This window comes from Kitasatospora fiedleri (genome assembly GCF_948472415.1).
In the GTDB taxonomy this organism is placed as follows: domain Bacteria; phylum Actinomycetota; class Actinomycetes; order Streptomycetales; family Streptomycetaceae; genus Kitasatospora; species Kitasatospora fiedleri.
The window spans coordinates 7,082,926-7,103,779 of sequence record NZ_OX419519.1 but is presented as its reverse complement, the minus strand read 5'-3'; the positions used below and the strand labels follow the sequence as shown (position 1 = coordinate 7,103,779).

At 71.5% G+C, this 20,854-nt stretch carries 36 protein-coding genes; 16 read left to right on the top strand and 20 right to left on the bottom strand.

Features of this window, described 5'->3' with window-relative positions:
* Positions 1 to 70: 70 nt before the first annotated feature.
* The 3 genes from QMQ26_RS32200 to QMQ26_RS32190 form a co-directional block, all read right to left on the bottom strand.
* Entirely contained in the window at positions 71 to 208 is a 138-nt protein-coding gene (locus QMQ26_RS32200) for a hypothetical protein (RefSeq protein ID WP_282203715.1), read from the bottom strand.
* 244 nt (positions 209 to 452) lie between these two features.
* Positions 453 to 821: a hypothetical protein gene (locus QMQ26_RS32195; protein WP_282203714.1), complete on the bottom strand. Its 369-nt coding sequence runs from the start codon at positions 819 to 821 to the stop codon at positions 453 to 455.
* Complete coding sequence (locus tag QMQ26_RS32190) at positions 799 to 1,287, bottom strand: ATP-binding protein (protein ID WP_282203713.1); 489 nt, start codon at positions 1,285 to 1,287, stop codon at positions 799 to 801. Before QMQ26_RS32190 ends, QMQ26_RS32195 begins: the two co-directional genes overlap by 23 nt.
* Positions 1,288 to 1,580: 293 nt before the next feature.
* On the opposite strand from QMQ26_RS32190, the gene QMQ26_RS32185 reads away from it, so the two are divergent.
* Positions 1,581 to 2,447 carry a helix-turn-helix domain-containing protein gene (locus QMQ26_RS32185; RefSeq protein ID WP_282203712.1) on the top strand — a complete coding sequence of 289 codons (867 nt, stop codon included), beginning with the start codon at positions 1,581 to 1,583 and terminating at the stop codon, positions 2,445 to 2,447.
* Here the strand turns inward: QMQ26_RS32185 and QMQ26_RS32180 are convergent.
* From QMQ26_RS32180 to QMQ26_RS32100, 17 genes are all read right to left on the bottom strand, one after another.
* The gene (locus QMQ26_RS32180; protein ID WP_282203711.1) at positions 2,431 to 3,918 is read right to left on the bottom strand and encodes a hypothetical protein; all 1,488 of its coding nucleotides are present in this window, start codon (positions 3,916 to 3,918) and stop codon (positions 2,431 to 2,433) included. The two genes, QMQ26_RS32185 and QMQ26_RS32180, sit on opposite strands and share 17 nt — an antisense overlap.
* A 223-nt stretch (positions 3,919 to 4,141) precedes the next feature.
* Positions 4,142 to 4,480, bottom strand: a complete 339-nt coding sequence (locus tag QMQ26_RS32175) for a hypothetical protein (RefSeq protein WP_282203710.1) — start codon at positions 4,478 to 4,480, stop codon at positions 4,142 to 4,144.
* Between the two features lie 63 nt (positions 4,481 to 4,543).
* Positions 4,544 to 4,903 carry a hypothetical protein gene (locus QMQ26_RS32170; RefSeq protein WP_282203709.1) on the bottom strand — a complete coding sequence of 120 codons (360 nt, stop codon included), beginning with the start codon at positions 4,901 to 4,903 and terminating at the stop codon, positions 4,544 to 4,546.
* Between the two features lie 292 nt (positions 4,904 to 5,195).
* On the bottom strand, positions 5,196 to 5,672 hold the full coding sequence (locus tag QMQ26_RS32165) for a hypothetical protein (RefSeq protein ID WP_282203708.1): 477 nt from the start codon (positions 5,670 to 5,672) through the stop codon (positions 5,196 to 5,198).
* A gap of 93 nt (positions 5,673 to 5,765) precedes the next feature.
* A complete protein-coding gene (locus QMQ26_RS32160; RefSeq protein WP_282203707.1) occupies positions 5,766 to 6,260 on the bottom strand; it encodes a hypothetical protein in 495 nt (164 codons plus the stop codon).
* A 67-nt stretch (positions 6,261 to 6,327) separates the two neighbouring features.
* Positions 6,328 to 6,702, bottom strand: coding sequence for a hypothetical protein (locus QMQ26_RS32155; protein WP_282203706.1), 375 nt, complete (start codon positions 6,700 to 6,702; stop codon positions 6,328 to 6,330).
* Positions 6,654 to 7,016, bottom strand: a complete 363-nt coding sequence (locus QMQ26_RS32150) for a hypothetical protein (protein ID WP_282203705.1) — start codon at positions 7,014 to 7,016, stop codon at positions 6,654 to 6,656. Before QMQ26_RS32150 ends, QMQ26_RS32155 begins: the two co-directional genes overlap by 49 nt.
* A 56-nt stretch (positions 7,017 to 7,072) precedes the next feature.
* On the bottom strand, positions 7,073 to 7,267 hold the full coding sequence (locus QMQ26_RS32145) for a hypothetical protein (protein ID WP_282203704.1): 195 nt from the start codon (positions 7,265 to 7,267) through the stop codon (positions 7,073 to 7,075).
* Between the two features lie 88 nt (positions 7,268 to 7,355).
* Positions 7,356 to 7,511, bottom strand: a complete 156-nt coding sequence (locus QMQ26_RS32140; protein WP_282203703.1) for a hypothetical protein — start codon at positions 7,509 to 7,511, stop codon at positions 7,356 to 7,358.
* A 210-nt stretch (positions 7,512 to 7,721) separates the two neighbouring features.
* On the bottom strand, positions 7,722 to 7,985 hold the full coding sequence (locus QMQ26_RS32135; protein WP_282203702.1) for a hypothetical protein: 264 nt from the start codon (positions 7,983 to 7,985) through the stop codon (positions 7,722 to 7,724).
* 63 nt (positions 7,986 to 8,048) lie between these two features.
* Positions 8,049 to 8,303 carry a hypothetical protein gene (locus tag QMQ26_RS32130; protein ID WP_282203701.1) on the bottom strand — a complete coding sequence of 85 codons (255 nt, stop codon included), beginning with the start codon at positions 8,301 to 8,303 and terminating at the stop codon, positions 8,049 to 8,051.
* Between the two features lie 88 nt (positions 8,304 to 8,391).
* Positions 8,392 to 8,724, bottom strand: coding sequence for a hypothetical protein (locus QMQ26_RS32125; RefSeq protein WP_282203700.1), 333 nt, complete (start codon positions 8,722 to 8,724; stop codon positions 8,392 to 8,394).
* 110 nt (positions 8,725 to 8,834) lie between these two features.
* Positions 8,835 to 9,143 carry an antirestriction protein ArdA gene (locus QMQ26_RS32120; protein WP_282203699.1) on the bottom strand — a complete coding sequence of 103 codons (309 nt, stop codon included), beginning with the start codon at positions 9,141 to 9,143 and terminating at the stop codon, positions 8,835 to 8,837.
* A gap of 43 nt (positions 9,144 to 9,186) precedes the next feature.
* On the bottom strand, positions 9,187 to 9,363 hold the full coding sequence (locus QMQ26_RS32115; protein ID WP_282203698.1) for a hypothetical protein: 177 nt from the start codon (positions 9,361 to 9,363) through the stop codon (positions 9,187 to 9,189).
* A 60-nt stretch (positions 9,364 to 9,423) separates the two neighbouring features.
* A complete protein-coding gene (locus QMQ26_RS32110) occupies positions 9,424 to 10,263 on the bottom strand; it encodes a hypothetical protein (protein ID WP_282203697.1) in 840 nt (279 codons plus the stop codon).
* Between the two features lie 26 nt (positions 10,264 to 10,289).
* Entirely contained in the window at positions 10,290 to 10,496 is a 207-nt protein-coding gene (locus QMQ26_RS32105; RefSeq protein WP_282203696.1) for a hypothetical protein, read from the bottom strand.
* A gap of 32 nt (positions 10,497 to 10,528) precedes the next feature.
* Positions 10,529 to 10,810, bottom strand: coding sequence for a hypothetical protein (locus tag QMQ26_RS32100; RefSeq protein ID WP_282203695.1), 282 nt, complete (start codon positions 10,808 to 10,810; stop codon positions 10,529 to 10,531).
* Between the two features lie 894 nt (positions 10,811 to 11,704).
* Between QMQ26_RS32100 and QMQ26_RS32095 the strand changes: the two genes are divergently transcribed.
* The 15 genes from QMQ26_RS32095 (at position 11,705) to QMQ26_RS32025 (ending at position 20,845) form a co-directional block, all read left to right on the top strand.
* The gene (locus QMQ26_RS32095) at positions 11,705 to 12,055 is read left to right on the top strand and encodes a hypothetical protein (protein ID WP_282203694.1); all 351 of its coding nucleotides are present in this window, start codon (positions 11,705 to 11,707) and stop codon (positions 12,053 to 12,055) included.
* A 12-nt stretch (positions 12,056 to 12,067) separates the two neighbouring features.
* Positions 12,068 to 12,295, top strand: coding sequence for a hypothetical protein (locus QMQ26_RS32090; protein WP_282203693.1), 228 nt, complete (start codon positions 12,068 to 12,070; stop codon positions 12,293 to 12,295).
* A 3-nt stretch (positions 12,296 to 12,298) separates the two neighbouring features.
* A complete protein-coding gene (locus tag QMQ26_RS32085; protein ID WP_282203692.1) occupies positions 12,299 to 12,556 on the top strand; it encodes a hypothetical protein in 258 nt (85 codons plus the stop codon).
* Between the two features lie 23 nt (positions 12,557 to 12,579).
* Entirely contained in the window at positions 12,580 to 13,959 is a 1,380-nt protein-coding gene (locus QMQ26_RS32080) for a terminase (RefSeq protein ID WP_282203691.1), read from the top strand.
* Complete coding sequence (locus QMQ26_RS32075) at positions 13,959 to 15,422, top strand: phage portal protein (RefSeq protein WP_282203690.1); 1,464 nt, start codon at positions 13,959 to 13,961, stop codon at positions 15,420 to 15,422. The genes QMQ26_RS32080 and QMQ26_RS32075 overlap by 1 nt, the downstream gene beginning before the upstream one ends.
* Positions 15,343 to 16,242 (top strand): VG15 protein, encoded by a 900-nt coding sequence (locus QMQ26_RS32070; RefSeq protein ID WP_282203689.1) that lies wholly within the window; start codon positions 15,343 to 15,345, stop codon positions 16,240 to 16,242. The genes QMQ26_RS32075 and QMQ26_RS32070 overlap by 80 nt, the downstream gene beginning before the upstream one ends.
* 10 nt (positions 16,243 to 16,252) lie before the next feature.
* On the top strand, positions 16,253 to 16,744 hold the full coding sequence (locus QMQ26_RS32065) for a hypothetical protein (RefSeq protein ID WP_282203688.1): 492 nt from the start codon (positions 16,253 to 16,255) through the stop codon (positions 16,742 to 16,744).
* A 128-nt stretch (positions 16,745 to 16,872) separates the two neighbouring features.
* Positions 16,873 to 17,844: a P22 phage major capsid protein family protein gene (locus QMQ26_RS32060; protein ID WP_404814001.1), complete on the top strand. Its 972-nt coding sequence runs from the start codon at positions 16,873 to 16,875 to the stop codon at positions 17,842 to 17,844.
* Positions 17,841 to 18,278, top strand: coding sequence for a hypothetical protein (locus tag QMQ26_RS32055; RefSeq protein WP_282203687.1), 438 nt, complete (start codon positions 17,841 to 17,843; stop codon positions 18,276 to 18,278). The genes QMQ26_RS32060 and QMQ26_RS32055 overlap by 4 nt, the downstream gene beginning before the upstream one ends.
* Entirely contained in the window at positions 18,275 to 18,658 is a 384-nt protein-coding gene (locus QMQ26_RS32050; RefSeq protein ID WP_282203686.1) for a hypothetical protein, read from the top strand. The genes QMQ26_RS32055 and QMQ26_RS32050 overlap by 4 nt, the downstream gene beginning before the upstream one ends.
* Entirely contained in the window at positions 18,639 to 18,926 is a 288-nt protein-coding gene (locus tag QMQ26_RS32045; RefSeq protein WP_282203685.1) for a DUF5403 family protein, read from the top strand. Before QMQ26_RS32050 ends, QMQ26_RS32045 begins: the two co-directional genes overlap by 20 nt.
* The gene (locus QMQ26_RS32040) at positions 18,923 to 19,351 is read left to right on the top strand and encodes a phage tail termination protein (RefSeq protein WP_282203684.1); all 429 of its coding nucleotides are present in this window, start codon (positions 18,923 to 18,925) and stop codon (positions 19,349 to 19,351) included. Before QMQ26_RS32045 ends, QMQ26_RS32040 begins: the two co-directional genes overlap by 4 nt.
* 19 nt (positions 19,352 to 19,370) lie before the next feature.
* Positions 19,371 to 19,967 (top strand): phage tail tube protein, encoded by a 597-nt coding sequence (locus tag QMQ26_RS32035; protein ID WP_282203683.1) that lies wholly within the window; start codon positions 19,371 to 19,373, stop codon positions 19,965 to 19,967.
* Positions 19,968 to 20,102: 135 nt separating this feature from the next.
* On the top strand, positions 20,103 to 20,345 hold the full coding sequence (locus QMQ26_RS32030; protein ID WP_282203682.1) for a hypothetical protein: 243 nt from the start codon (positions 20,103 to 20,105) through the stop codon (positions 20,343 to 20,345).
* Positions 20,306 to 20,845, top strand: a complete 540-nt coding sequence (locus QMQ26_RS32025; protein WP_282203681.1) for a hypothetical protein — start codon at positions 20,306 to 20,308, stop codon at positions 20,843 to 20,845. The genes QMQ26_RS32030 and QMQ26_RS32025 overlap by 40 nt, the downstream gene beginning before the upstream one ends.
* The last annotated feature ends 9 nt before the right edge of the window (positions 20,846 to 20,854 follow it).

Sequence of the window (20,854 nt, the reverse complement as noted above, 5' to 3'; positions counted from 1 at the left end):
CTCCGGGATCATTGGCAGAACGCGGAGCGGTGCGGCCCCGAAGGGCCGCACCGCAGTTACAGCGAGAGGATCAGCCGGTGTACGAGTACACGTGCCGCTTGCCCTCGCCGCCGTCGGCCTGGCCGCCCATGGTGAGGGCCGCCGCGTCGCCGATCACGGTCACGTCGTCGTCCTCGTCGGCCGCGATGATGGACTCGTTCGGGTTCATTTCTCGGTTCCTTCCTGCTGGGTGGTGCAATGACCCATCCGAGGGGATTCCCGGTGGGGCCCGGCCTGGTGGACGTGTCCGTCCGAACCAGGCTGGGAGCTGTGGAGTCAACGCCGGAGGCGGTGCTGACCATGGGTCTCCGTGCACAGACATTCGCCCCGGGGGTGGAGACCGAGCCCCCAGCGCTTGCACAGCCGGTCCGCGCTCACCGGACCGGACTGGTCCAGCCGCTCGGCCGAGGTGGTCATGTCAGGGCATCTGCTCGCTGCAAGGCATCCCGAAAGGCCCGCATCTTCTCGGCCGAGGCTCCGAGGTCGGCCCAGGTCCCTTGCCGCTCCTCGATCTCTTCGGGCTTCAACTTCCGGTGAAGCCACTCGCCGGGGCTCCTACGGGCGAGGGGCGCCAACGGAGACTCAGCGTCGGCCGGGCTGGGCTCGGCCGGCCCCGGTTCGGCCAGCGGTTGAAGCTCCCGAATCTGCCGCTCGATGTCCGCCAACATCGCCGCGTCGAACCGCAGCTCCAGGACCGGCGGAGGACGCCCCCCAGTGGGGTCCGGAATGATGCCGCTGATCGTCAGCCGGATGGGAAGCTCAGGCCGGCCGAGCTGCTGCAACTGCTCGGGGGACAAAGCCTCGACGTAGATCCGACTGCCCTGCCGGAGGTCCGTGCTGTCCTTCGGCACAGGCTGTATCGACGTGATTCCCGTCGCCGGACCCATCTTCCTCTTCCCCCTTGAGTGTGACGCAGACGATCTTGGTGCCCTGGCCGATGTCCCGATCGGTGTGCCACTTCGCCGCCAGGGCCTCGATCAGCTCGAAGCCCCGGCCTCCGAGGTCGTCCGGGCCAGCGGCGCGGGGCCGGGGCAGCTCCAGGGAACCGTCCTGTACCTCGATCCACACCGGCCGGCCTTCCAGGGCCACGAACGTGACCCTGAACGGCGTCCCGACGTGGCGGACCACGTTCGTGGCCAGCTCGCTGGCGAGGACCACCGGAATGTCCGGGTCGATACCGATCTCGACACAGCACTTCCCGATGAGCCTGCGGACCGCCCGAACCACGGTGGGGACCGGTTCGAACACTTCCGATCGAATCAAGACGACGTGCGGACTCACATGAACGTGAGCAGTCAGTCCTTGCACAGCTCCTCCACAGATGGGCCGGAGGGAGCCGTGCGCCAACGCGGACGCACTACACTCCGCAGATGGCTCGTAGCGGTTGGTGCAGAACTGAGTCTCCTCGTACGAGCGGCTCGTACGCAAGCCCCTTGTGAGGGTCCGTCAAACTTCACCCGTACGAGGCGTAGTCGGCTGGCCCGCGCGCTACTCTCAGTCCAGAACAATTGCTGCTGGACTTGGACAGGGAGGAACGGAGCGTGACGAAGGCGCAAGCGTCCCGCGCCATGGCGAGCGTGGGACGGCGGCTGCGGACCCTTCGTATGGACGTGCGTCCGCGCCCCACGCAGGCCGCAGTGGGCGCAGCTCTCGGCAAGTCACAGGACCTCGTCTCGCTGATGGAGAAGGGTGGCCAGCTCCCCACCGATCAGCAACTGATGACGATGTTGGACCTGTACGGCGTAGATGAGTCCATCCGGCTCGACCTGCTGGCCGAGATCAGGGAAGCCAGGGCCTCTCAAGCGGCCTGGTGGGACGAGTATCTGGCCGACCTGCCGCGCAGCCTCGTTCGACTGATCGAGCTTGAGGACCCGGCGAGCAAGGTCAGCATTGCCACCGGCGCACTGATCCCTTGGCCGTTCCAGATCCACCAGTACATGCAGGCTGTAGACGAGTTCCACGAGCGCGAGAACGGCGTCGAGAAGACTGCCGTCCAGCACACGGTCCGCCGTCGTCGTCAGGACATCTTCTTCAGGCCCGGTCGGCCGGCCGTTCTGGATGCCCTCTGCTCGGAGGCTGCAATCCGGGCGCAGGTCGGCGGCCCGGCGGTCATGAGGTCGCAACTTGACCACATCGCCGAAGCTATGCAGCGGCCGAACATCACGTTGCGGATCATTCCGTTCTCGGCTGGCGCTGCGGCGGCTACCCAGCTCAACCTGAACGTCATCGACTACCCGACCCCGGGCGACCCGGGTGTGGCCACCATGGACACCGGAACCGGCGTGGCGATCCTGGAGGACCCGAAGGAGGTTCGGGCCCGTCGGCGAAGGTTTGACTACCTAGCTGGGAGGGCGTTGACTCCGCATGATTCGGTCGAACTGATCAAGACGCTTAGCAAGGATCTGTGATGGAGAAGCAAGAGCTGTACGACGTCACGCCCCCGGTGGAGGAGCGGATTAAGTCCCCCCTGAGCGAGGGCAACGGCGCATGCGCCACCTTTGCACCCATCCGGAACAGCGATGGCGACGTGATCGGCGTGTACCAGGGGGACAGCCAGAACCCTGACCTCCTCGGGTGCGGTACACCCTCCCGAGTTCCACGCCATGGCTGACGGTATCGACGCGATCCGAAAGGCCCTGGGGCTGTAGCAGCCCCCGGCCGCCCCGAGCACCCTCGCCTTCTCTCGGAGGCGGGGGTGCTTTGCCTTGCGGGCCGCCGTGGTCGGTTGCCCACGGCGGCCCGGGGTGGGGCCTGGTGCCAGCGGCCGGCAACCACGGTGGGGCGCGGACCGGCGGGCACGGTGGAGTCCGGTTCGGTGGAGGCCGCGGGGGTGGGGCCTGGCGTCCGCTCGCCGATCTCGACGCCGTCGGCGAGGAGCTGCCGCACGGCGGCGTCGACCTGGTGGCGGTAGCGGTGGCGGGAGACGTGGTGGCCGTTCTCCCGGATCTCGTACGAGTCGTGGGCGAAGTCGGTGGTGTTGAGGGTGACGACGAGGCGGCGGTCGTGGCCCGAGCCGGTGACGGTCCAGCGGCCGGCACCCTCCGCGGACCACGTCAGGTCGATGTCCGCTCCGGTGCGGGCCCGCTCGGCGCGCTCGCGCTCGGCCCACGCGTCGGCGCGGCGCTGGCGCTCGGCGGCCAGCTCGTCCTGGTACCGCTGCTCGGCCTGCTCGCGGAGCCGGACGAGTTCGGCGCGGGTCTCGGCGTGCTCGCGCTGGAGCTGGGCCCAGAGCTGGCGGGCGGCCTCCTGGCGTCGCCGGTCCTCCTGGCCGCCGGGGAGCGGGGGGAGGGCCTGGGGTTCGTGGCGGGCGGGCCACGGTTCGGCGAGGTCCGCGCGGTGGTGCTGCCAGGCCGCGAGCATGGCGCGGCCGTCGGCGGTGGCCCACACTTCGCCGCGCTCGTCCTGTCGGAGGAACCCGGCGGCGAGCACCAGCTCGACCACGCGGCGGCGAACCCGGCGGCCCTTCGCGTCGAGCCGGGCCCCGGCCGGCACCAGGCGGTAGCCGGTGCCGTCCCACCACACCCCACCGTCGGGGTCCTCCCGGGTCGCCGCCGAGACGAGGGCGTACACCCGCGTCGTCCACCCGCACTTCTCCCGGACCTCGCGGTTGCGCTCGGCGGTGACGTACCGGCGGATCTCGGCTTCGTGCTCATCGGCGTGCAGCCGGGCCGCGAACTGCGCGTCGTCGCGGTGGCTGTGCTCGTCGCCGACCTGGGCCGGGCGCCCGGCGTAGCGGTCACCGCAGGACAGACACCACACCTTCCCGCCTTCGCCCCGGTAGCCGCCGGGGCCGACGCCGACGGGGCAGGCGTCGCGCAGGCCCCAGTCCAGGGCGGTTCCGCCGCCGGGTATCCAGGGGGCGCGGGCGGGGGTGGTCACTGGTGTCTCCTGCGTTGTGCGGGGTCGCCCGGGTGGTCACTCTGGGCGATGGGTGGGGTACACAGCGTAGGGGTCTATGTCATTATGTCTTTTTTTATTGACATTCTAAAAAGAACATAGACATAGCCTCTAAGGGTGGGCTCGAACCAAATCGGGGTCCGACACCCGGCATTGCGACACAGGCCCCACCCCGGGGAGGGGGTGGGGCCTGTGCCCAGGGCGGTCACGGCCGACGCGCGTCCTGGGCCTCGGTGGCGTCCTGGGCCTGCCCGAGGTCGCGCACGATGGCGTCGAGCCGGGAGCGGCTGACACCGAACTCGGAGGCGGGGGCGATCCCGGAGTCCACCAGGCCGAGCAGGCTGTGCAGGTAGTCCGCGAGGACCCCGATCTGCTCGGCGGTCATGGTGGCGTGGGCGGTGCGGCCCTTCCCGCGCTTGACGTAGGTGGCGGTCTCGAAGAGGGCGGCGGCCACGGCCTCTTCACCCTTGCTCTGGAAGGCGTCCCGGTCGGACAGGGCGGCGACGAGGGCGGCGGGCAGGCGGACGGTGGTGGTGCTGGGCATCGGGGTTCCTCGGGGGTGGTGCGGGTGGGCGGGGAGGGGGTGGGGCCTGGTTCCGGCGGGCGGTCAGTCGGTGCCCATCGAGTCCAGCCACTCCCCGGCGTCCATGCCGTCCAGGGTCGGCCAGCCGTCCTGGAAGCGGACGTCCCCGGGCTCCAGCGCCAGGTCGAGCATCTGCCCGACGTGGAGGACTTCCCGGACGACGAGACCCCGGTAGGCGGCCTCCGCTCGGGCCTGGGCCTCGGCCCCGAAGTACTGGCGGGGGCGGTCTCCGGTGAGCATTCGGCCGGCCGCACCGAGGGGCTGGCGCTCGACGGTCCACGTGCCCTTCGCGTCGGGGGCGGCGGTGAACCGCACGCGCATCGGGGGCCGGTCGTTGGTCTTCGGGTAGGTGAGGGTGTAGCGGGTGGCGGTGGCGGTGGGCACGGGGGTCTCCTCGGTGGCGGGGGCGGGGTCTGGGGTCACAGCTGGACGAGCGGCGCGCAGGCCGGGCAGAGCGGGTCACCGTTGAGCGCCCAGTCCGAGGTGAGCGGGGTGTCCGGGGCGCACAGCGCCCGGCGCTCGGCGTCGTCCACCAGGGCGACGTGGGGCGGTGCCGGGCGCGGCGTAGCCGAAGGTGTGCGAGCGGGGCAGGTCCATGACCCGCAGCGGCTCGGGGATGACGTGCACGGGGTGTTCCTTCGACGTGGAGGGGGTGGGGCCTGGTGCCAGCGGCCGGTCAGCCGTGCTCGGTGGCGAGGTGCCGCCGACGGGTCTCGTCCACGTAGGTCTTCACGGTGCTGCGGGTGGTCCACCCGCACGTGCACTTCGCGGTGGAGTAGGTCCGACCGGTGCACCCGTCGGTGAGCGGCTTGCCGCTGCTGGTGTGCTTGTGGCTCGGCGGGCACTTCGAGCCGTCGGCGTGGTGGTCGGTGCGGGGTGCCCGGGGCTTGGCCGCGGGGGTGGCGTTCTTCGGCCGGCGGCCGGGGGTTCCCATCGGGACGAGACCGAGTCGGGGTGCCTCCTTCTGCTCGGCGTCCCACTGCGCGGGGGTGAGGGCGTCGCCGACGACCACGGGCTCGGCGTGGGCGTACCAGGTCTCCCAGTCGGCGGTGACGATGCGCTCGGCCTCGCGCTGGGCGTCCTCGGGGGTGGCGGCGAGCACGGGGACGACGTGCACGGTGATCAGGTCGACGGGAACGATGTACTCCGGCATGCTGCTGCTCTCCTGGACTGCTCGGGGTGGGGCCTGGGGTCTGGCCGGGCCTCGGCACGGTCCGGACGGTGGTCCGGGCCGCACCGGGGCGGGTCAGGCCGCCAGTTCGGTGCTGTTGACGAGCAGGCCGGGCAGGCAGTCCTGGAGCAGCGCGGGAACCATCCGGATGTGGTCGCCTTCACGGGCCCAGTCCGAGCCGGCCGAGCCGGTGCGGTAGATGGCGAACGCCTCGCCGCCGTCGGCCGGGACGACCGTGCGGGCGGTGAGCCCGGCCCAGCCGAGTCCGGCCTGCTGCGGGTTCACCTCGCTGGCGACGCCGTACCTCACACGGCCATCGGCCTCGGTCCAGCGCTGCCAGCCCCGGCCCTTGCTGCGGACCTTGCTGGGCTGCGGGACGCGCCGGGGGTCGGCCCCGATCCTCACGGCCCGGCCGGGGCCGCTGGCGGTGGGCAGGTCCAGGGCGAGCTGCACGGCCTTGGTGTGCTTGTTCTGTGCGCCGCGTCCGGCCGGGGTGGTGACGGTGACGGTCTCGGCGGGGCCGTCCTCGCGGGGCAGGCGGAGCGTGGTCGTCAGGGTGGTGCTGTTCACGGCGCTGTTCCTTCGGTGGTGCGGGAGGGGGTGGGGCCTGGTGCCAGCCGGGGGCGGGGCCTGGTGCCTACGCGGCCAGCTCGGCGGCGGGCGCGGCGGCGGGCAGTGAGGCGGTGAGGGCGCGCAGCACGGCCTCTGCCATGTCGGCGGTGAGGTGCGAGCACGTGATCTCGATCCCGCTGAATTCGGCCCGGCTGACCTTGACCTCGGCGTGTGGCGACCGGAAGGACGTCCCGGGGCCCTGGTTCCACCGCAGGGTGCGGACGTTGTCCTGCCCGTTGCGTCGGGTCGCCTCCCCCGGCGGCCGGCCGGTGGTCAGGGGCACGCGCTTCAACCGCCGGGCGATGGTGTCGACCTCGTGCACGCCGGTCAGGTGCCGGTGCTGGCGGGCGCTCATCTCCGCGACCGCCGCGTCCAGGACGGGCAGCAGCCGCCGCTGCACGTCGCGGGCGACCTGGGCCCCGGTCTTGGCGCGGGTGACGGTGATGTCCCGGTCTCGATGTCGTGCCGGTAGTAGTAGGTGGTGCTGTCGGGCAGGACGCCGTGCAGGTTCCACCGGCCGGAGCGCAGCCGTTCCTGCTGGATCAGGATGCGGGCCCCGTCCTCGGCGCGGACGAGTTCGGCGCAGGGGTGCCAGTCGGGTATCCGGCGGGGGTCGACGGTCCACTCGTCGGGCCCGAGGGCCTGGACGGTTCCTTCGGCGAGCGCCAGCAGCTCGGCGCGCAGGGGGGCGAGGTTGTCACGGAGGGCGGTCACGGTGGCGCTGTTCCTTCGGGGTGGAGGGGGTGGGGCCTGGTGTCAGCGGCGCGCGGTCACGCGGCGGCCGGGAGCGCGTCCAGCGGCTCGGGGTCGTAGACCTGCATCTCGTTGGAGTGGCTGTAGCCGTCCTCGCGGGCGTCGCTCTCGAAGAGGTCGACGGCGGCGGCCTCGGCGGCCTCGTAGTCGTCGGCCTCCACCACGAAGCGGTACGACACGGTCTCGTCAATGTGCACGGCGAAGCGGGGCATGGGGTGGTTCTCCTGCGGGTGGTCTGGGGGTGGGGCCGGGTGTCGGCCGGTCGGCGTCCCGGCGGGCGCCCGGGGGCGGGGCCTGGTGTCAGCGGCTCAGGCGGCCGAGCAGGCGGACCAGGTCGGCCCGGAGGCCCGCGAGTTCTTCGCGCAGTGCGGTGTTCGCGGCGGTGACGGCCGCGACGCTGGCGCGCAGCTCGTCCAGCTCGGCGGGGTCCAGGTCGAAGGCGTCCGGGTCGCTCACGCCGTGACGCCGACGGGGTGGGCCTGGTGTACTCGGCGCGGGCGGTGTGTCCGGCCTTGCTGAGCCGCCACGCGCCCGGGATGGTGCCGGGGGTGAGGTACCCGGCTTCGGCGAGTCGGGCGCTGGCGGTGCCGTCCGGGTCGGCGATGTCGGCCATGATCCGGTCACCGTCGAGCCAGCGGGACAGGAGCGCGAAGTCCTCGGCGCTGATCAGCGGGCGGTCCCCGGGGTGTACTCCAGCTCGGCGACGAACGCTTCCAGCTCAGCGGTCAGGGTGAGCAGCAGTGCCCGGCTGGCGTGGGCCCGCTCGTTGTCCATCTCGTCCACGTCGCCCATGTACTTGTCGTGGGCGGGCTGGTCGGGGAAGTCGCGGTTGTCGTACGTCGGGATCTCGGCGAACGCGTCCTCCCAGTTCTGTTCGTGGCGGTAGACGCGGGCGGCGAGGGCTTCGAGACGGGCGACGGTGGCGTTCACGGTGGCGCTGTTCCTTCGGGAGTCGGGAGGGGGTGGGGCCTGTGCCCAGGGCGGGGGCTGGCGTCAGCAGGCGTGGGCGGTGAGCGTGTTGTCCGCCGCGCAGATCAGTTCGCCGAGCTGCTGGCCGAACTGGTCGGGGGCGGGGGCCTCACAGGTGCTGCACGCGGTCTCGGCGTACTCGATATCCAGGCCGAGGACCGAGAGGGCCGGGGGCAAGGTGCCGTGCGGGTGGACGACCCGCAGGAACACGGGGGCGGTGATCACGAGGGTTCCGCCGCACGGGCAGTGCAGGAGCGGGGCGGGGGTCGGGGTGGTCATGGCGCTGTTCCTTCGGGAGGGGGGTGGGGCCTGTTGCCAGAGCGGCCACGGCGGGGGCCGGAGAACGTCCGGCCGCCACCGAAGCGGCTCAGACCTCCAGGCCCTTGAGGGCGGCGTCCCACGGCTCCATGGCGTCGGTCACCATCCGGGCCACGTGGTCCCCGGCATCCCGGCCGCACTCCTTGCAACTGACGGTGGCTGACTCGATGCCGACCCCGTAGACGTAGACCCCGGGGGTGCCGTCGGGGCGGCGGTAGATCTCGAACCACAAGGGGGCTGCGGACTCCAGCACCCCGCCGCAGTCCTCACAGCCGTACTCGTCGGTGCTGGCGGTCACGTCGTGGTCGGGCAGGTCGGCGACGATCGCGGCGAACTGCTCGGCGGTCTCGGCGGGGGTAGGGTTCGGGGTGTTCTCGGGCATGGCTGTGCCTCCGGCTGGCGGTTGGGGGGGTGAGGGGGTGGGGCCTGGTGTCTGTGCACCCTTGGCGGGGGCCCGACGGGCGGGCCGGGCCGCCACCAGGGGCGCACAGCTCAGAGCGACCGGAAGACGTAGTTGCCCGCTGTGTGGGTGTAGTCGCACTCCCACGCGATCATGTCCAGCACGGGCCGCCATCCCCGGCAACTCTCCATCGCGGCGCGGTACTCGGCGTCCGTCTCCATGAGCTGGTCATGGGCGAAGTCCTCCAGGTCGTCCCACTCGCCGCAGTACGCGTCTTCGAAGGTGTCGACGGCGTACTCGGCATTGCCGACGTGGGCGGCGTAGGCGGTCAGGGCTTCCAGCTCGGCGAACAGTCCGGCGTCCTCGGCAAGCTCGGTCAGGTACTCGGCGGTGCGGCTCACGGTGGGTCTCTCTCGGGTCGGTGCGGGTGCGGGGCGGGGGCGGTCAGACGCTGTCGGGGGCGTCGAACAGTTCGCTGATCAGGAGGTCCAGCGGCTCGCCCTGCTCGCGCATGTCGTGGAACGCGTCGAACATCGCGTGCACGTCGTCCGGGTGGTCCATGCCGAGCTTGGCCAGGTTGGGCCAGTAGCCGGACAGGCGGATCATGTCGGTGCGGGTCATGGCGGTGCTTCCGTTCTGTGGTGCGGGAGTTGAGAAGGTGGAGGGGGTGGGGCCTGGTGCCTACGCGGCCCGGCCGTACACGGCGCGGTACCCGGCGCGGGAGCCCCGCACGATGGCGCGGACGTCCTCTCGGTACGCGGCCCCCTGCTGGGTGGCGTAGCCGTCCAGGTAGGGCTGGAGAACGGCCGTCAGCGGCTCGCCGTGGCCGTACACGGTGTACGCCCGCCACGGTTCGGCCCCGGGGATCGGCACGGTGGTTACCGTGGCCGGGCGCGACTCCTCCAACGCACAGTCACGGCAGAGGAGTTCACCGCACCGGGTGGTCATGGGGGTGAGCCACTTGTCACAGTCGGAGCACGCGACGTACCCGAGGGTTTCCAAGGCGTCTTCGATCATGGCCATGGTGATGTCACCGGGTGTCGGGCAGTCGAGTTCCCCGAGCACGTCATCCGCGCCGACGTCGTCCGGCAGGGTGACGGGCGATCCTTCGATCTCGGCGAGCATCGCGGCGTGCTCCCGCGTGCCGTGGTCGTCCTCGTCCAACAGGGGGTATCCGGCCAGGCTGTCCGCGATCCGGCGGGCGGCGTCGCTGGCCAGGAACGAATCGGCGTCGTAGGCGATCCCCTCGCCCAGGGTGTCCCACAGCGTCCCGCACTCCCCGGCGGCGTCCGCCATGATCCGGCACGCGGCCTGCCAGTTGGACTGTGCGCGGAGCGCTTCCGATTCGTGCTGGTGCCACCCCTCCCCGTCCTCCAACAGGGCTCCCGTGCCGTCCATGACCACGCCCACCCGGGCCCATCCGTGGGCGTCCGCTTCGGACTCCATGCGGGTCACGAAGTCGTACCGGTGGACGTGCTGGCCGGTGGCGGTGAGGAGTTCGTCAGTCAGGGTCGCGCTCATGATCGTTCCTTGCGTGGTGCGGGTGGTCAGCGGGTGGTGGAGAGCCAGTCGCAGGCGTACGCGCTGCCCTGGTCGCAGGCGTCGCGCATGGCGTCGGACCACCCGTCGTTGAAGGCGGTCACCTGCGCGGCGGTGTCGGGCGCGGGCGGTTCGTTGAAGGTGTGGCCGGTGACCCACCCGCCCAGCGCGGCGGCGGTCAGGACGAGCACGGCGAGGATGCGGCGGCGGTTCATCGCGGGGGTTCTCCGGGGGTGAGTCGGGCGGGTCAACGACCGGCGCGGTTGCGGCGGTTGCGGCGGCGGCCGGTGATCTCGGCGCGGTCGCGGTCGTAGGCGTTGACCGGGGCGGGGGCGACAGGGGCCGCAGGGGGCTCGGACGGGCCCTGTACGGCCCGCTTGACCAGTCCGGGCACCTGCCGGACCCCGTGGGCGAGAAGGGCCGTCAGGATGCCCGCCGCGACCCCGCCACCCCAGTTGTGCGTCTGCCACGGCGACCCGGCCAGCAGCATGGCCAGCCCCAGGGCGGCGGGGATTCGGTGGTTACGCATCGTGATCTCGTTTCGGTCGGTCCGTCGCTTGCAGGACCAACACTGCACCACACCACCAGCGAAAGTCGAACGGAGAATGCGTGACCTGCATCACATAGATGAGACACGCTCGTTCTCGCCAAGGTGGAAGACGTGCGCGCACGCGAAGCGACGCCAATTCCGTTGCGGGACAAGGGATTTGGCGTGGTCTTGGCGGTGGTTCGGCGGTCGTGACGGGGCACCCCGGGGGGTGCCTCCCGCGCGCGTTCCTTTACTGCCCGGAGCGTCATAGCAGCCGAGATCCGATACGAACGCCGGCCGATCCCTTCTTCCGGATCATTAACGCAGTGTGACCAGCAGTGATGAACTCAGTGCCACGCACTGATTGCGGAGAGTGAGGCCGCGGGCGTCGGCCGTGTTAACCGGGCGGCCTTAATACAGGTGGAGGCAGCTACCGCGCGCGTGCGCGCTCCCGATGCTGCGGCACGCCGGCCTGCCTCCTCTCGTAGCCCCGCCAGGGCAACGCTCCCCGACCGGCCCTCTCTCCCCGGTCGAGGTCGAGCACCTGGCGGGGCCCTGCGCTCAAGGAGGTTGCCGTGCCCGCGAGTTCGCGCCGGACGACCCCGCTCCCCCCGCACTGGGCCCGCCTTCGCCGCGCGGTGATGGCCCGCGACTCGTGGCGCTGCCAGCACGTCCGGTACGACACGGGCGAGCTGTGCGGCGAGCCCGCGCGCCACTGCGACCACATCGTCCCGCCTCCGAGGGCGGCCCCGACGACCCCGCCAACTTGCGCGCGCTGTGCGACTGGCACGTCCTGCGCAAGGACGCGGCCGACGCCGGCCGAGCCCGCCGCCGGGCCGCCGCGGACCGCTGGCAGCCCGCCCGAAACCGCCGACGCCACCCCGGGGAGGTCCGTTGAACATCGACCCGACCGAGAAGAACCCGGCGGTGATCCGCGCCGCGCTGGTCGAGCTGTACGAGACGGAACTCGACCTTGAGCCGACCGACCTCGCGCTGATCGACGTCGCCGCGCCGATGCTTGCCCGCGCGGCCCAGCTCGACGCCGTGGTGAAGCGCGAGGGCCAGATGATCGAGGGCGGGAACCGGAAGGACATGATGGTTCTCCATCCCGGCATCGCGCAGGCCCAGCTCAACCGCACGCAGGCCGCCGGCCACCTCGCCAAGATCCGCGGTGAGGGCGACGGCCCGAAGCGGGGCCACAACGCCCGCGACGCCGTGGGCGCCCGCTGGGGAAACCGAGTCTGAGAGGAGCCCGCCGTGGCACGCCGCAAGACCCGGGCCGCTGGCCCCTCGGACGAGTCCCTGCGCATCGCCCGGACGATCACCTACTACCAGACGTGCCTGGACGCCGCCGTGCCGCACGAAACGGCCCGGGAGCTGTGGGCCCACGACATGACCACACCCTTCGAGGCCGGTGTGCACGTCTCCGCCGCGATGGCCCGCGCCCTGGAGCTGCGCGCCCGCCAGGAGGCAGCCCAGCCGTAGGAGGTGGCCGTCCTGACCATCACCTACGAGCCGGTGCGCACGATCCCGGACACCGTCCCGCACCCGCACCGCACCCTCGCGGGCGAGCTGCTGCGCTGGTCGGCGCACGCCTTCCGGCCTGACTGGAAGTACACCCCGAGCAGTGCCGCATCCTGGCCCGCTGGTACGAGCTGCGCGACGACGCCGTACCGGAGGACCCGAACGACCCCGAGACCTGGGGCAGGGCCTTCCGCTGGGAGTCCGGCACCCTGCGCCGCCTGAAGGGGTGGGGCAAGGACCCCGCCATGGCCTCGGTCTGCGCGCTGGAGTTCGTCGGCCCGTGCCGCCTGGTCGGCTTCCGCGCCGACGGGTCGCCGATCGGCGGGCCGCCCCAGGAGGCGTGGGTGCAGATCTTCGCCACGGCGGCCGGCCAGAACGTCAACACCATGTCGGCGTTCTCCACGATCTTCAGCCAGGCCGCCATCGACCGGTACGCGATCAAGCTCGGCCAGGAGGTCTGCTACGCGATCCAGGCCGACACCGACGGCCGCCAGTGCCGACTGGAGGCGAAGGCCAGTTCCTTCCGCGCTGCGGAGGGCGGGCGCCCATCGTTTTCACTGCTCAACGAGACGTGGCACTGGGTGGCCGCCACGGGAGGCCCCCGCCTGGCAGCCACCATCCGACCCAACGCGACCAAGGTCGGCGGGCGGACGATGGAGATCACCAATGCCCCGGTCATCGGGGAGGAAAGCGTCGCCGAGTCGACGTGGTACGCCTTCCAGAAGCAGCGCGACGGGATCAACCGCGACGCCGGTATCTACTACGACAGCGTGGAGTCCCCTCCCGGGGTCGACCTAGCCGACGAGGACCAGCTGCGCGCCGCGATCCTGTGCGCCCGGGGCGACTCGGTGTGGATCAACCCCGGCCGGGTGATGAAAGACATCTGGTCTGCCAGCACCACCGAGGACGAGAGCCGCCGGAAGTACCTCAACCAGCTCTCCAGCCACGATGACGCCCTGGTCGACCGCGACACCTGGGACCTGGCCAGGGTCGAGGCCGCGGACGGCATCCGCCCCGGCGAGCGCATCGTGCTCGCCTTCGACGGCGGCAAGACCGACGACTCAACCGGCCTTCTCGCCATGCGAGTTCGGGACAAGATGGTCCAGAAGCTCGCGCTGTGGGAGAAGCCCGACGGCCCGGCCGGCAAGGGCTGGGAGGTCGACGGCACCGAGGTCAACGACATGGTGGCCCACGTCTTCAAGCGGTACACCGTCGTCGGCTTCTTCGCCGACGTCGCCGGGTGGGAGTCGTACGTCGCCGACTGGTCGGAGAAGTACGGCAAGCACCTGCTGATCAAGGCCAGTGGGAAGTCGTCGGTCGGGTTCGACATGCGCGCCAACCAACGCGAGATCACCACCGAGCACATGGCGATGGTCGGGGCGATCGAGACGGTGGCCCTGCCGCACGTGCGCGACTACTCGCTGACCCGCCACGCCCTCAACGCACGCAAGAGGCCCAACCAGTACGGCATTTCGTTCGGCAAGGAGAGCCGCGAGTCGAAGCTGAAGATCGACCTCTACGCGTGCATGGTCCTCGCCTGGATCGCCCACCGCCGCCTCACCGAGAGCGGCAAGCTCAAGCCCCAGAAGGCCCCCGGCCAGCTACAGACCCGAGGAGGGTTCTGATGTCCCTCCCCGTCGTCGTCAAGCGCGCCCGGCACGCGAAGGACCTGATCGACCGCGACTTCGACCGGCTCAACCTGGTCGACCGCTACGCCCGCGGCCTGCACCGTGCGCCATGGATGCCTGCCAAGGCCAACAGCGAGTTCAAGGACTTGGTCAAGAGGAGCATCGTCAACGTCTCCGTCCTCGCGGTGGAGGCCCCGCTGAACGCCCTGCGCGTGCAGGGCTTCCGCAAGCCGGGATCGGGCGAGAACGCCTACGAGTGGGCGTTCTGGCAGAAGAACAGGTTGGACGAGCGGCAGAACGCGATCCACCGTGCTGCGCTGACCTCCGGGGCCGCGTACGCCGTCGTCACCCCGGACCCGCGCAAGGGCCGCAAGGAGCCCGCGATCCGGGCCTACGACGCGATCAGCACGGTGGCCGTCTACGCCGACCCGGCGTGGGACGAGTTCCCCGTGTACGCGCTGCACGTGCCCGAGCAGCAGCCCGACGAGGACCGCACGCTCGCCTACCTGTGGGACGACGTGGCCCGCCACACCGTCGACCTGGACGCCGAACCGGACTCCGCGGTGCTCACCTCCGAGCCGCACGGCATGAACGTCTGCCCCGTCGTCCGGTTCTCGCCGTCGGTAGACCTCCGGGGCCGCACCCGGGGCCTGGTCGAGCCGCTGATCACCTCGCAGGACCGCCTCAACCAGCAGACCTTGAGCCTGCTGCTCAACGAGCACTGGGGCGCGCACGCGATCCGCTTCGCCACCGGCCTCGCGCCGGCCGAGCGCCTGGACCCCGAGACCGGCGACCCGATCCGCGACCCGGAGACGGGCGAGCCGGTGTACGACGTCCCCTCGCTGGACCCGTCCACCCTGCTGATGGCGCCCAACAGCGACGCCCGCTTCGGACAGCTCCCCGCGATGCCGACCGGCGATCTGCTGGCCTCCCGCCGCCAGAGCATCGAAGAGATCATGGGCCTGTCGGACGTGCCTCCGCACTACCTCGCCGGGTCGAACCTGGTGAACCTCTCGGCGGACGCCCTGGCCGCCGCCGAGACCTCGTTCAAGCGGTTCCTGTCCACCCTCCAGGACTCGCTGGGCGAGTCGTGGGAGAGCGTGTTCCGGCTGTGCGCCGTCGCGGCCGGCCGGGGCGAGATCGAGCAGGACGAGAGTCAGGTCGAGTGGGCCGAGAAGGCAACCCGCAGCCTGGCCCAGGCCGCCGACGCGATGGTGAAGCTGATGCAGGCCGGAGTGCCGCTCAGCGTCGCTCTCCGCAAGATCCCCGGCTTCTCGCAGGCCGACATAGACGAGGCAGTGAAGGCCGCCGAGGAAGCCGCCCGCAAGGCCGAGGCTGCCGAAGCCGAGGCCCTGAAGCAGCAGAAGGAGGCGGCGAACCGTGGCGTGGACTCCGAGAACCGCCGAGATCCTGCGGGCGGTGGCCGCGTACCAGCTCGCGCAGGAAGCGCTGGCCGCTGAGTTCTCCGCCCGCTGGGCCGAGGCCCTGGCCGCCGTCGAGGCCCGAGAAGTCGCCGCTTCGCTGACCGAGCTGGAGGCCGCCTACGTCGCGGCGATCCGCGAATCCGCGGCGGCCTCCTACGCGCTCTCGGTCGCCTTCTACCGGCTGGTGCGCGCGCTGGAGACCGGCCGCGTGATCGGCGGCCCCGGCTACCGGCCGAACTCCTCGCTCGGCTCCCTGTGGGCCGACTTCAACCGTGCCACGGGCAAGCGGACCGGCTCCGGACCGTCAACGCCTCTGCCCGTGGACACCCGCAACCCCTTCCCCGCCGAAGACCTCGCGCGCCAGGCCCGCAGGGCTGAGGAAACGTTCCGCCACCAGGTCGCCGACCGGGCGGAACGCCATGAGCGCGAGCGCCCGGCCCGGGAGGGCTCGGCCGCGCTGGACGACCCGGAGCTGCTGGCCTGGGAGCGCGAGTTCCTGGAGTCGCTGAGGACCGGCGGCTCCGGGGCGGGCGGGATGCTCGTCCAGGACGGCGGCCGGGACGCGATCCACACCGCCCTTCAGGACGACCCGGGGGCGATCGGCTACTACCGCGCCACCGACAGCTCGCCCTGCTACTTCTGCGCGCTGATGGCCTCCCGGGGCGCGGTCTACAAGTCCCGGTCGACGGCGGCGTTCGGCGCTCACCCGCACTGCCACTGCCAGGCCGTCCCGATCTTCTCCCGTCGCTACCAACTCCCCACCGCCAACGACCGGTTCGCCCGGATGTGGCGCACCTTCGGGGGCGGGTCGCTGGCCGACTGGCGCACCTACTACAGCACGACCACGAAGACCTAGGAGAGAGAGCTTGACCGAGCAGACCCCGACCCCGGCCGAGGCGATCCCCGGCGGCGTGGTGAACCCGGCCACCCCGCCCGCGCCCGAGCCTGAGCAGCCCGAGGCCCCCGCCGCAGAGAGCAGCGAGCAGAGCCCGGCCGCCCCGGTGCCGGCCGAGCCGGACTACAAGGCCCTGTACGAGAAGATGCAGGCCGACCTGGACGCCACCCGCGAGCGCTCCACCGAGGCCGGTGTCGAGGCGGACGAGCTGCGCGCCCAGGTGGCCCAGCTCCAGGAGCAGGGGCTTCGGGACCGGATCGCCGCCGAGTACGCCCTGCCGCCGGTCCTCGCCGCCCTGGTCCAGGGCGGCGACGAGGCCGCAGTGCGCAAGCACGCCGAGGCCCTGGCCGCCGTCGCCGCACCGAAGCCCTTGCTGGGCGCGGGCGGTCTGACCCCGCACGCCGAGCCCGACCCGTACAAGGGCCTGGCCGAGAAGCTGCGCCAGCGCCGCTACGGCATCTGACCCGCCCCTTCCCCGCCCGCACCGCATGAGGCCGTCCCGCCCCGGGGCGGCCTTCCGTCACCCCGAGGAACAGCGCCATCTCTGTAAACCCCGCACGTGCCAACGCCTTCCAGAACCCGGACAAGCTGGTGGCCCAGGCGGTCGCCAACCTGAAGGACTCCGTGGTCCTGGCGGGTATGTTCGACCGCCGCGCCGCGTCCGAGTTCGTCAACGCCACCGGCCAGGTCATCAACATCCGCCGCCCCGCCCGCCTGAAGGGCGCGGAGGAGGCCATCGACGCCAAGCGCAAGTTCAACGACACCGCGACCTGGATTCAGTCGGAGAACCTGAACGAGGGCCTGCTGACCGTCAAGCTGGACACCCACGCCTACTCCGCGGTGGACCTGAGCGACGCCGAGCTGTCGCTCGACCTCCTCTCCTTCGGTGAGCAGGTCATGGTGCCGCAGGTCGACTCGATCACCGAGCGCCTGGAGAACAAGGTCGCGTCCGCGATGACCGAGTTCCCCGAGGTCGCCACCACCGCGAAGATCCCGGTCGACCTCAGCAAGGTCACCAGCGACGAGGCGGCCGGCCAGATGATCCGCAAGGCCCTGGCCCGCCTGCGCGTCCAGCTCAACAAGGAGAACGTGCCGTCCGAGGGCCGCACCGTCGTGCTCGGCTCCGAGGCCGCGTTCTACCTGCTGAACTCCCCGAACGTCCTGTCCGCGTCCGAGCACGCCGACGGCGGCGCGGCCCTGAAGGAGAGCACCCTCGGGCGCATCCACGGCTTCAAGGTCGTGGAGACCACCAACGGCGTCCTCAACCCGCTGGCCGTCTACGCCTTCCACCGCTCCGCGATCCAGCTCGTCTCCGGCGCACCGTCCGTCCCGGAGTCCGCGAAGGGCGGCCGGCAGTCCGCCGACGGCTTCTCCCTGCGCTGGATCAAGGACTACAACTCCGGTGCGGCGATGGAGCGTTCGTTCCTCTCCTCGTACTGGGGCGCCAGCCTGGTCACCGACCTGAAGAAGGGCGAGACCGACTGGTCGAAGCCCGCCAACATCGTCAAGGTGCGAGGCGTGAAGGTCACCTTCACCGGCGAGCCGAAGCCCGCCGCCGCGTGAGCACCGCCGGGCTGACGGTCGACGCGCTGTTCGCCCGGCTCGGCAGGCCCGCTCCCGAGCCCGGTACGCCGGACTGGGCGCGGGCCTCCGCCGCGATCGAAGACGCGTTCTGGGTGATCGCCGCCCAGGGTCACCGGGCCTGGTCGCCCGAGCGGCACCCCCCGGTGATCCGCACCCTGGCCCTGGCCGTCGCGGACCGGCGCTTCCGCAATCCGGAGTCCTACGTCCAGGAGCAGGCCGGAGAGGTGTCCTACCGCATGGCGGACGGCTCCCCGGTCGGCCTGGCCCTCACCCGGGGCGAGGTCGCCCTGATCGAGCGGGTGGCCGGCCGCTCCGGTCTGCGCTCGGTGCAGGCCCGCCGCGAGGTCGCCTCGCGCGGCCTGCGCACCGGCTACCCGTTCCCCGATCCGGTGGACTCCTGGGGGCCGGTGTGAGCCTGCTGGATCGCGGCCGGACCCGGGTGACCGTCCACACCGTCCGGTACGTCGATGACGGCTACGGCGACCGTCGGCCGGCACCCGGGCCGAGCACCACCTACTCCGCGTGGGTCGCCCCCGTCGGCGACGCCGCAGGCTGGCGGGCCCCGGTCGGCGCTCAGGTCGGCTGGTCGCCGCCCGTGCGCCGCAAGGTCGTCTTCCCGCCGGACGTCGTGATCGACAAGTGGTCCAGCCTCGCCTTCGAGGACGACGGCGACCCCGGCACGCACTGGGCCGTGGTCGATGCCCCCCGCTCCCACCACGGCGCTTCCGACCGGATGCGCTTCGTCACCGTGATCGTGGAAGGGGGTGGCCAGAGTGGCGGAACTCCGTCCTGACCTGGACGCCGTCGTGGCCGCGCTGCCCGGCGTGATGGGCGCCCTCAAGCTGGAGGCCGAGGAACGCGCCGCGCGCGTCGTGGCCAAGGCCAGCCTGCACGTCGACACGGGCGAGTTCATCGCCGGTATCAAGGTGCGCCGCCACGCCAAGGGGTACGCGATCGTCAACTTGGACCCGCTGGCCGCCCACAAGAACTGGGGCGGCTGGAACGAGCGGGCCGGACGCCCAGTGGACGGCATCCACGCGATGGAGGCCGCCCTGTGGTGACCCGCGAGCCCTACCTGATGCCCGACTCCGAACGCCTCGTCCTGGACGCCCTGCGCACCGTCCTGCCGGAGCACCGCTGCGCGGTCTACCTGCCCACCGACTGGCAGCTAGCGCTGCGCAAGAGCGGCGGCCTGGTCATCACACGCCGGGTCGGCGGCGTGATGAAGGACAAGCGCTACGTGGACGAGGGCATGTTCGTCGTCCAGACCTACGCCACCAGCCGCGCCGACGCCTCCCTGCTCGCCCGCCGCGCCCGCGCCGGCCTGGTCCGCCTGACCTTCGAGCAGTTCGGCAACGCCGAGGGCTATCTCAGCCGGTTCCGCGAGGCCACGGGCCCGTTCGCCACCACCGACCCGATGACCGAGGCCCAGACCGAGTTCTACCGGTTCTCGGGCAACTACATGATCACTACGAGGCCCCGCTGAGGGCCGGAACGGAAGCAGCTTGGCTGACGACCCCTCGGTCCTGGTACCGGGCACCGGATACATCTACGTCGCCCCGCCCGGCACCGCGCTGCCGGACCTGAAGGCCGGGTTCGACCCGAAGGACTCGACCAAGTGGGGCCCCCAGGGCCTGACTTGGAAGTCCATCGGGAACACGAGCCTGGACAACGGGATCGAGATGAGTGTCGACGGCGACGAGCCCGAGGTGCTGGGGAGCTGGCAGAACAAGAGCCTGCGCACCACCGACCCGAGCAAGACGTACGCCGTGACGATCAACCTCAGCGACTTCACCGCGGAGTCCTACAAGCTGTACTACGGCACCGACAAGGGCCTGGACAGCAAGGGGCTGTTCTCGATCCCGACCAGCCCGACCGCGCAGAACCGCGCGCTGATGATCGCGGCGGTGGACGGCACGAAGTGCGTCGCCTGGCACTACCCGAAGACCAGCATCATCGGCGCGGACTCGGTGACCATGGACCCGGCCGCGCTCGGCGAGATGCCGGTGAAGGCCACCGTCGTGGCCCTCAACCAGAGCACGCCGCTCGGCTCCGTCACCCCCGTGTTCGACCTGGACGCCGGCCTGCCCGCCGGAACCTGATCCACCCCCACCCCCAGCTAGGAGAGATCCACCCTGAGCACCACCCTGGCGTTCGCCGACCTCGCCGCCGAGGCCGACCGCAAGCACACCGGCAAGGGCCTGCCCTTCATCGCCAAGAACGGCAAGAAGGTCAGGTTGCGCCGGATCGAGGCCCTTCCCGGCGGTGACCTGAAGACCGCGCTGTCCCTGCTGGACCTGGTGCAGTCGAAGAAGGTGTCCAACGAGAACCGGATCGCCTCCATGTCCGCGCTGCTGGTCGCGGTCGCCTCCGACAAGAAGGCGATGCGCGAGTCCGTGGACGCCCTGCCGCTGGAGCAGACCATGACCGTGGTCGAGCGGTGGATGGAGCAGGCCGCGCCGGGGGAAGCCGCAGCCTGATCAGGCTGCTGGACGAGCACGGCGCGCAGATCACCGCCGACCTGCGCCGCTACTGCGGGGTGGACGTCCTGGACTGGGTCCGGGGCCGCCACTCCGCCCGCTACGTCCTCGCCCTGATCGGGACGCTCCCCGACGACTCCGCCACAGTGGCCGCCCTGCGTGGTGGCCGTGAGGCGCTGGGCTGGTCGGCCGGGACGTACGTCCTGGCGGACCTGGTGGACGCCGTCCAGGCGCTCACCCACGTCCAGGTCGCCAAGGCGTCGAAGAACCCCCGCTCCGTCGCCGCGCCGAAGCCGTACCCGCGTCCGTACGCCAAGCGCACCGGCCGGCCGACCGGCACCAACCCCTTCGCCGCCGCGCTCCAGCGCGAGGTCGGGGAGGGTGGGGGCCCGGCCGTCGCCGAGACGTCAGCCCCCCTTGCAGAAACGTTCCGCCTTCCGGCGGCCGTGCTCGCGCGCTCCGCCGCGCCTGAGCGGCCCGCGCCGGTCCGACTCACGTAGGAGGTGAGC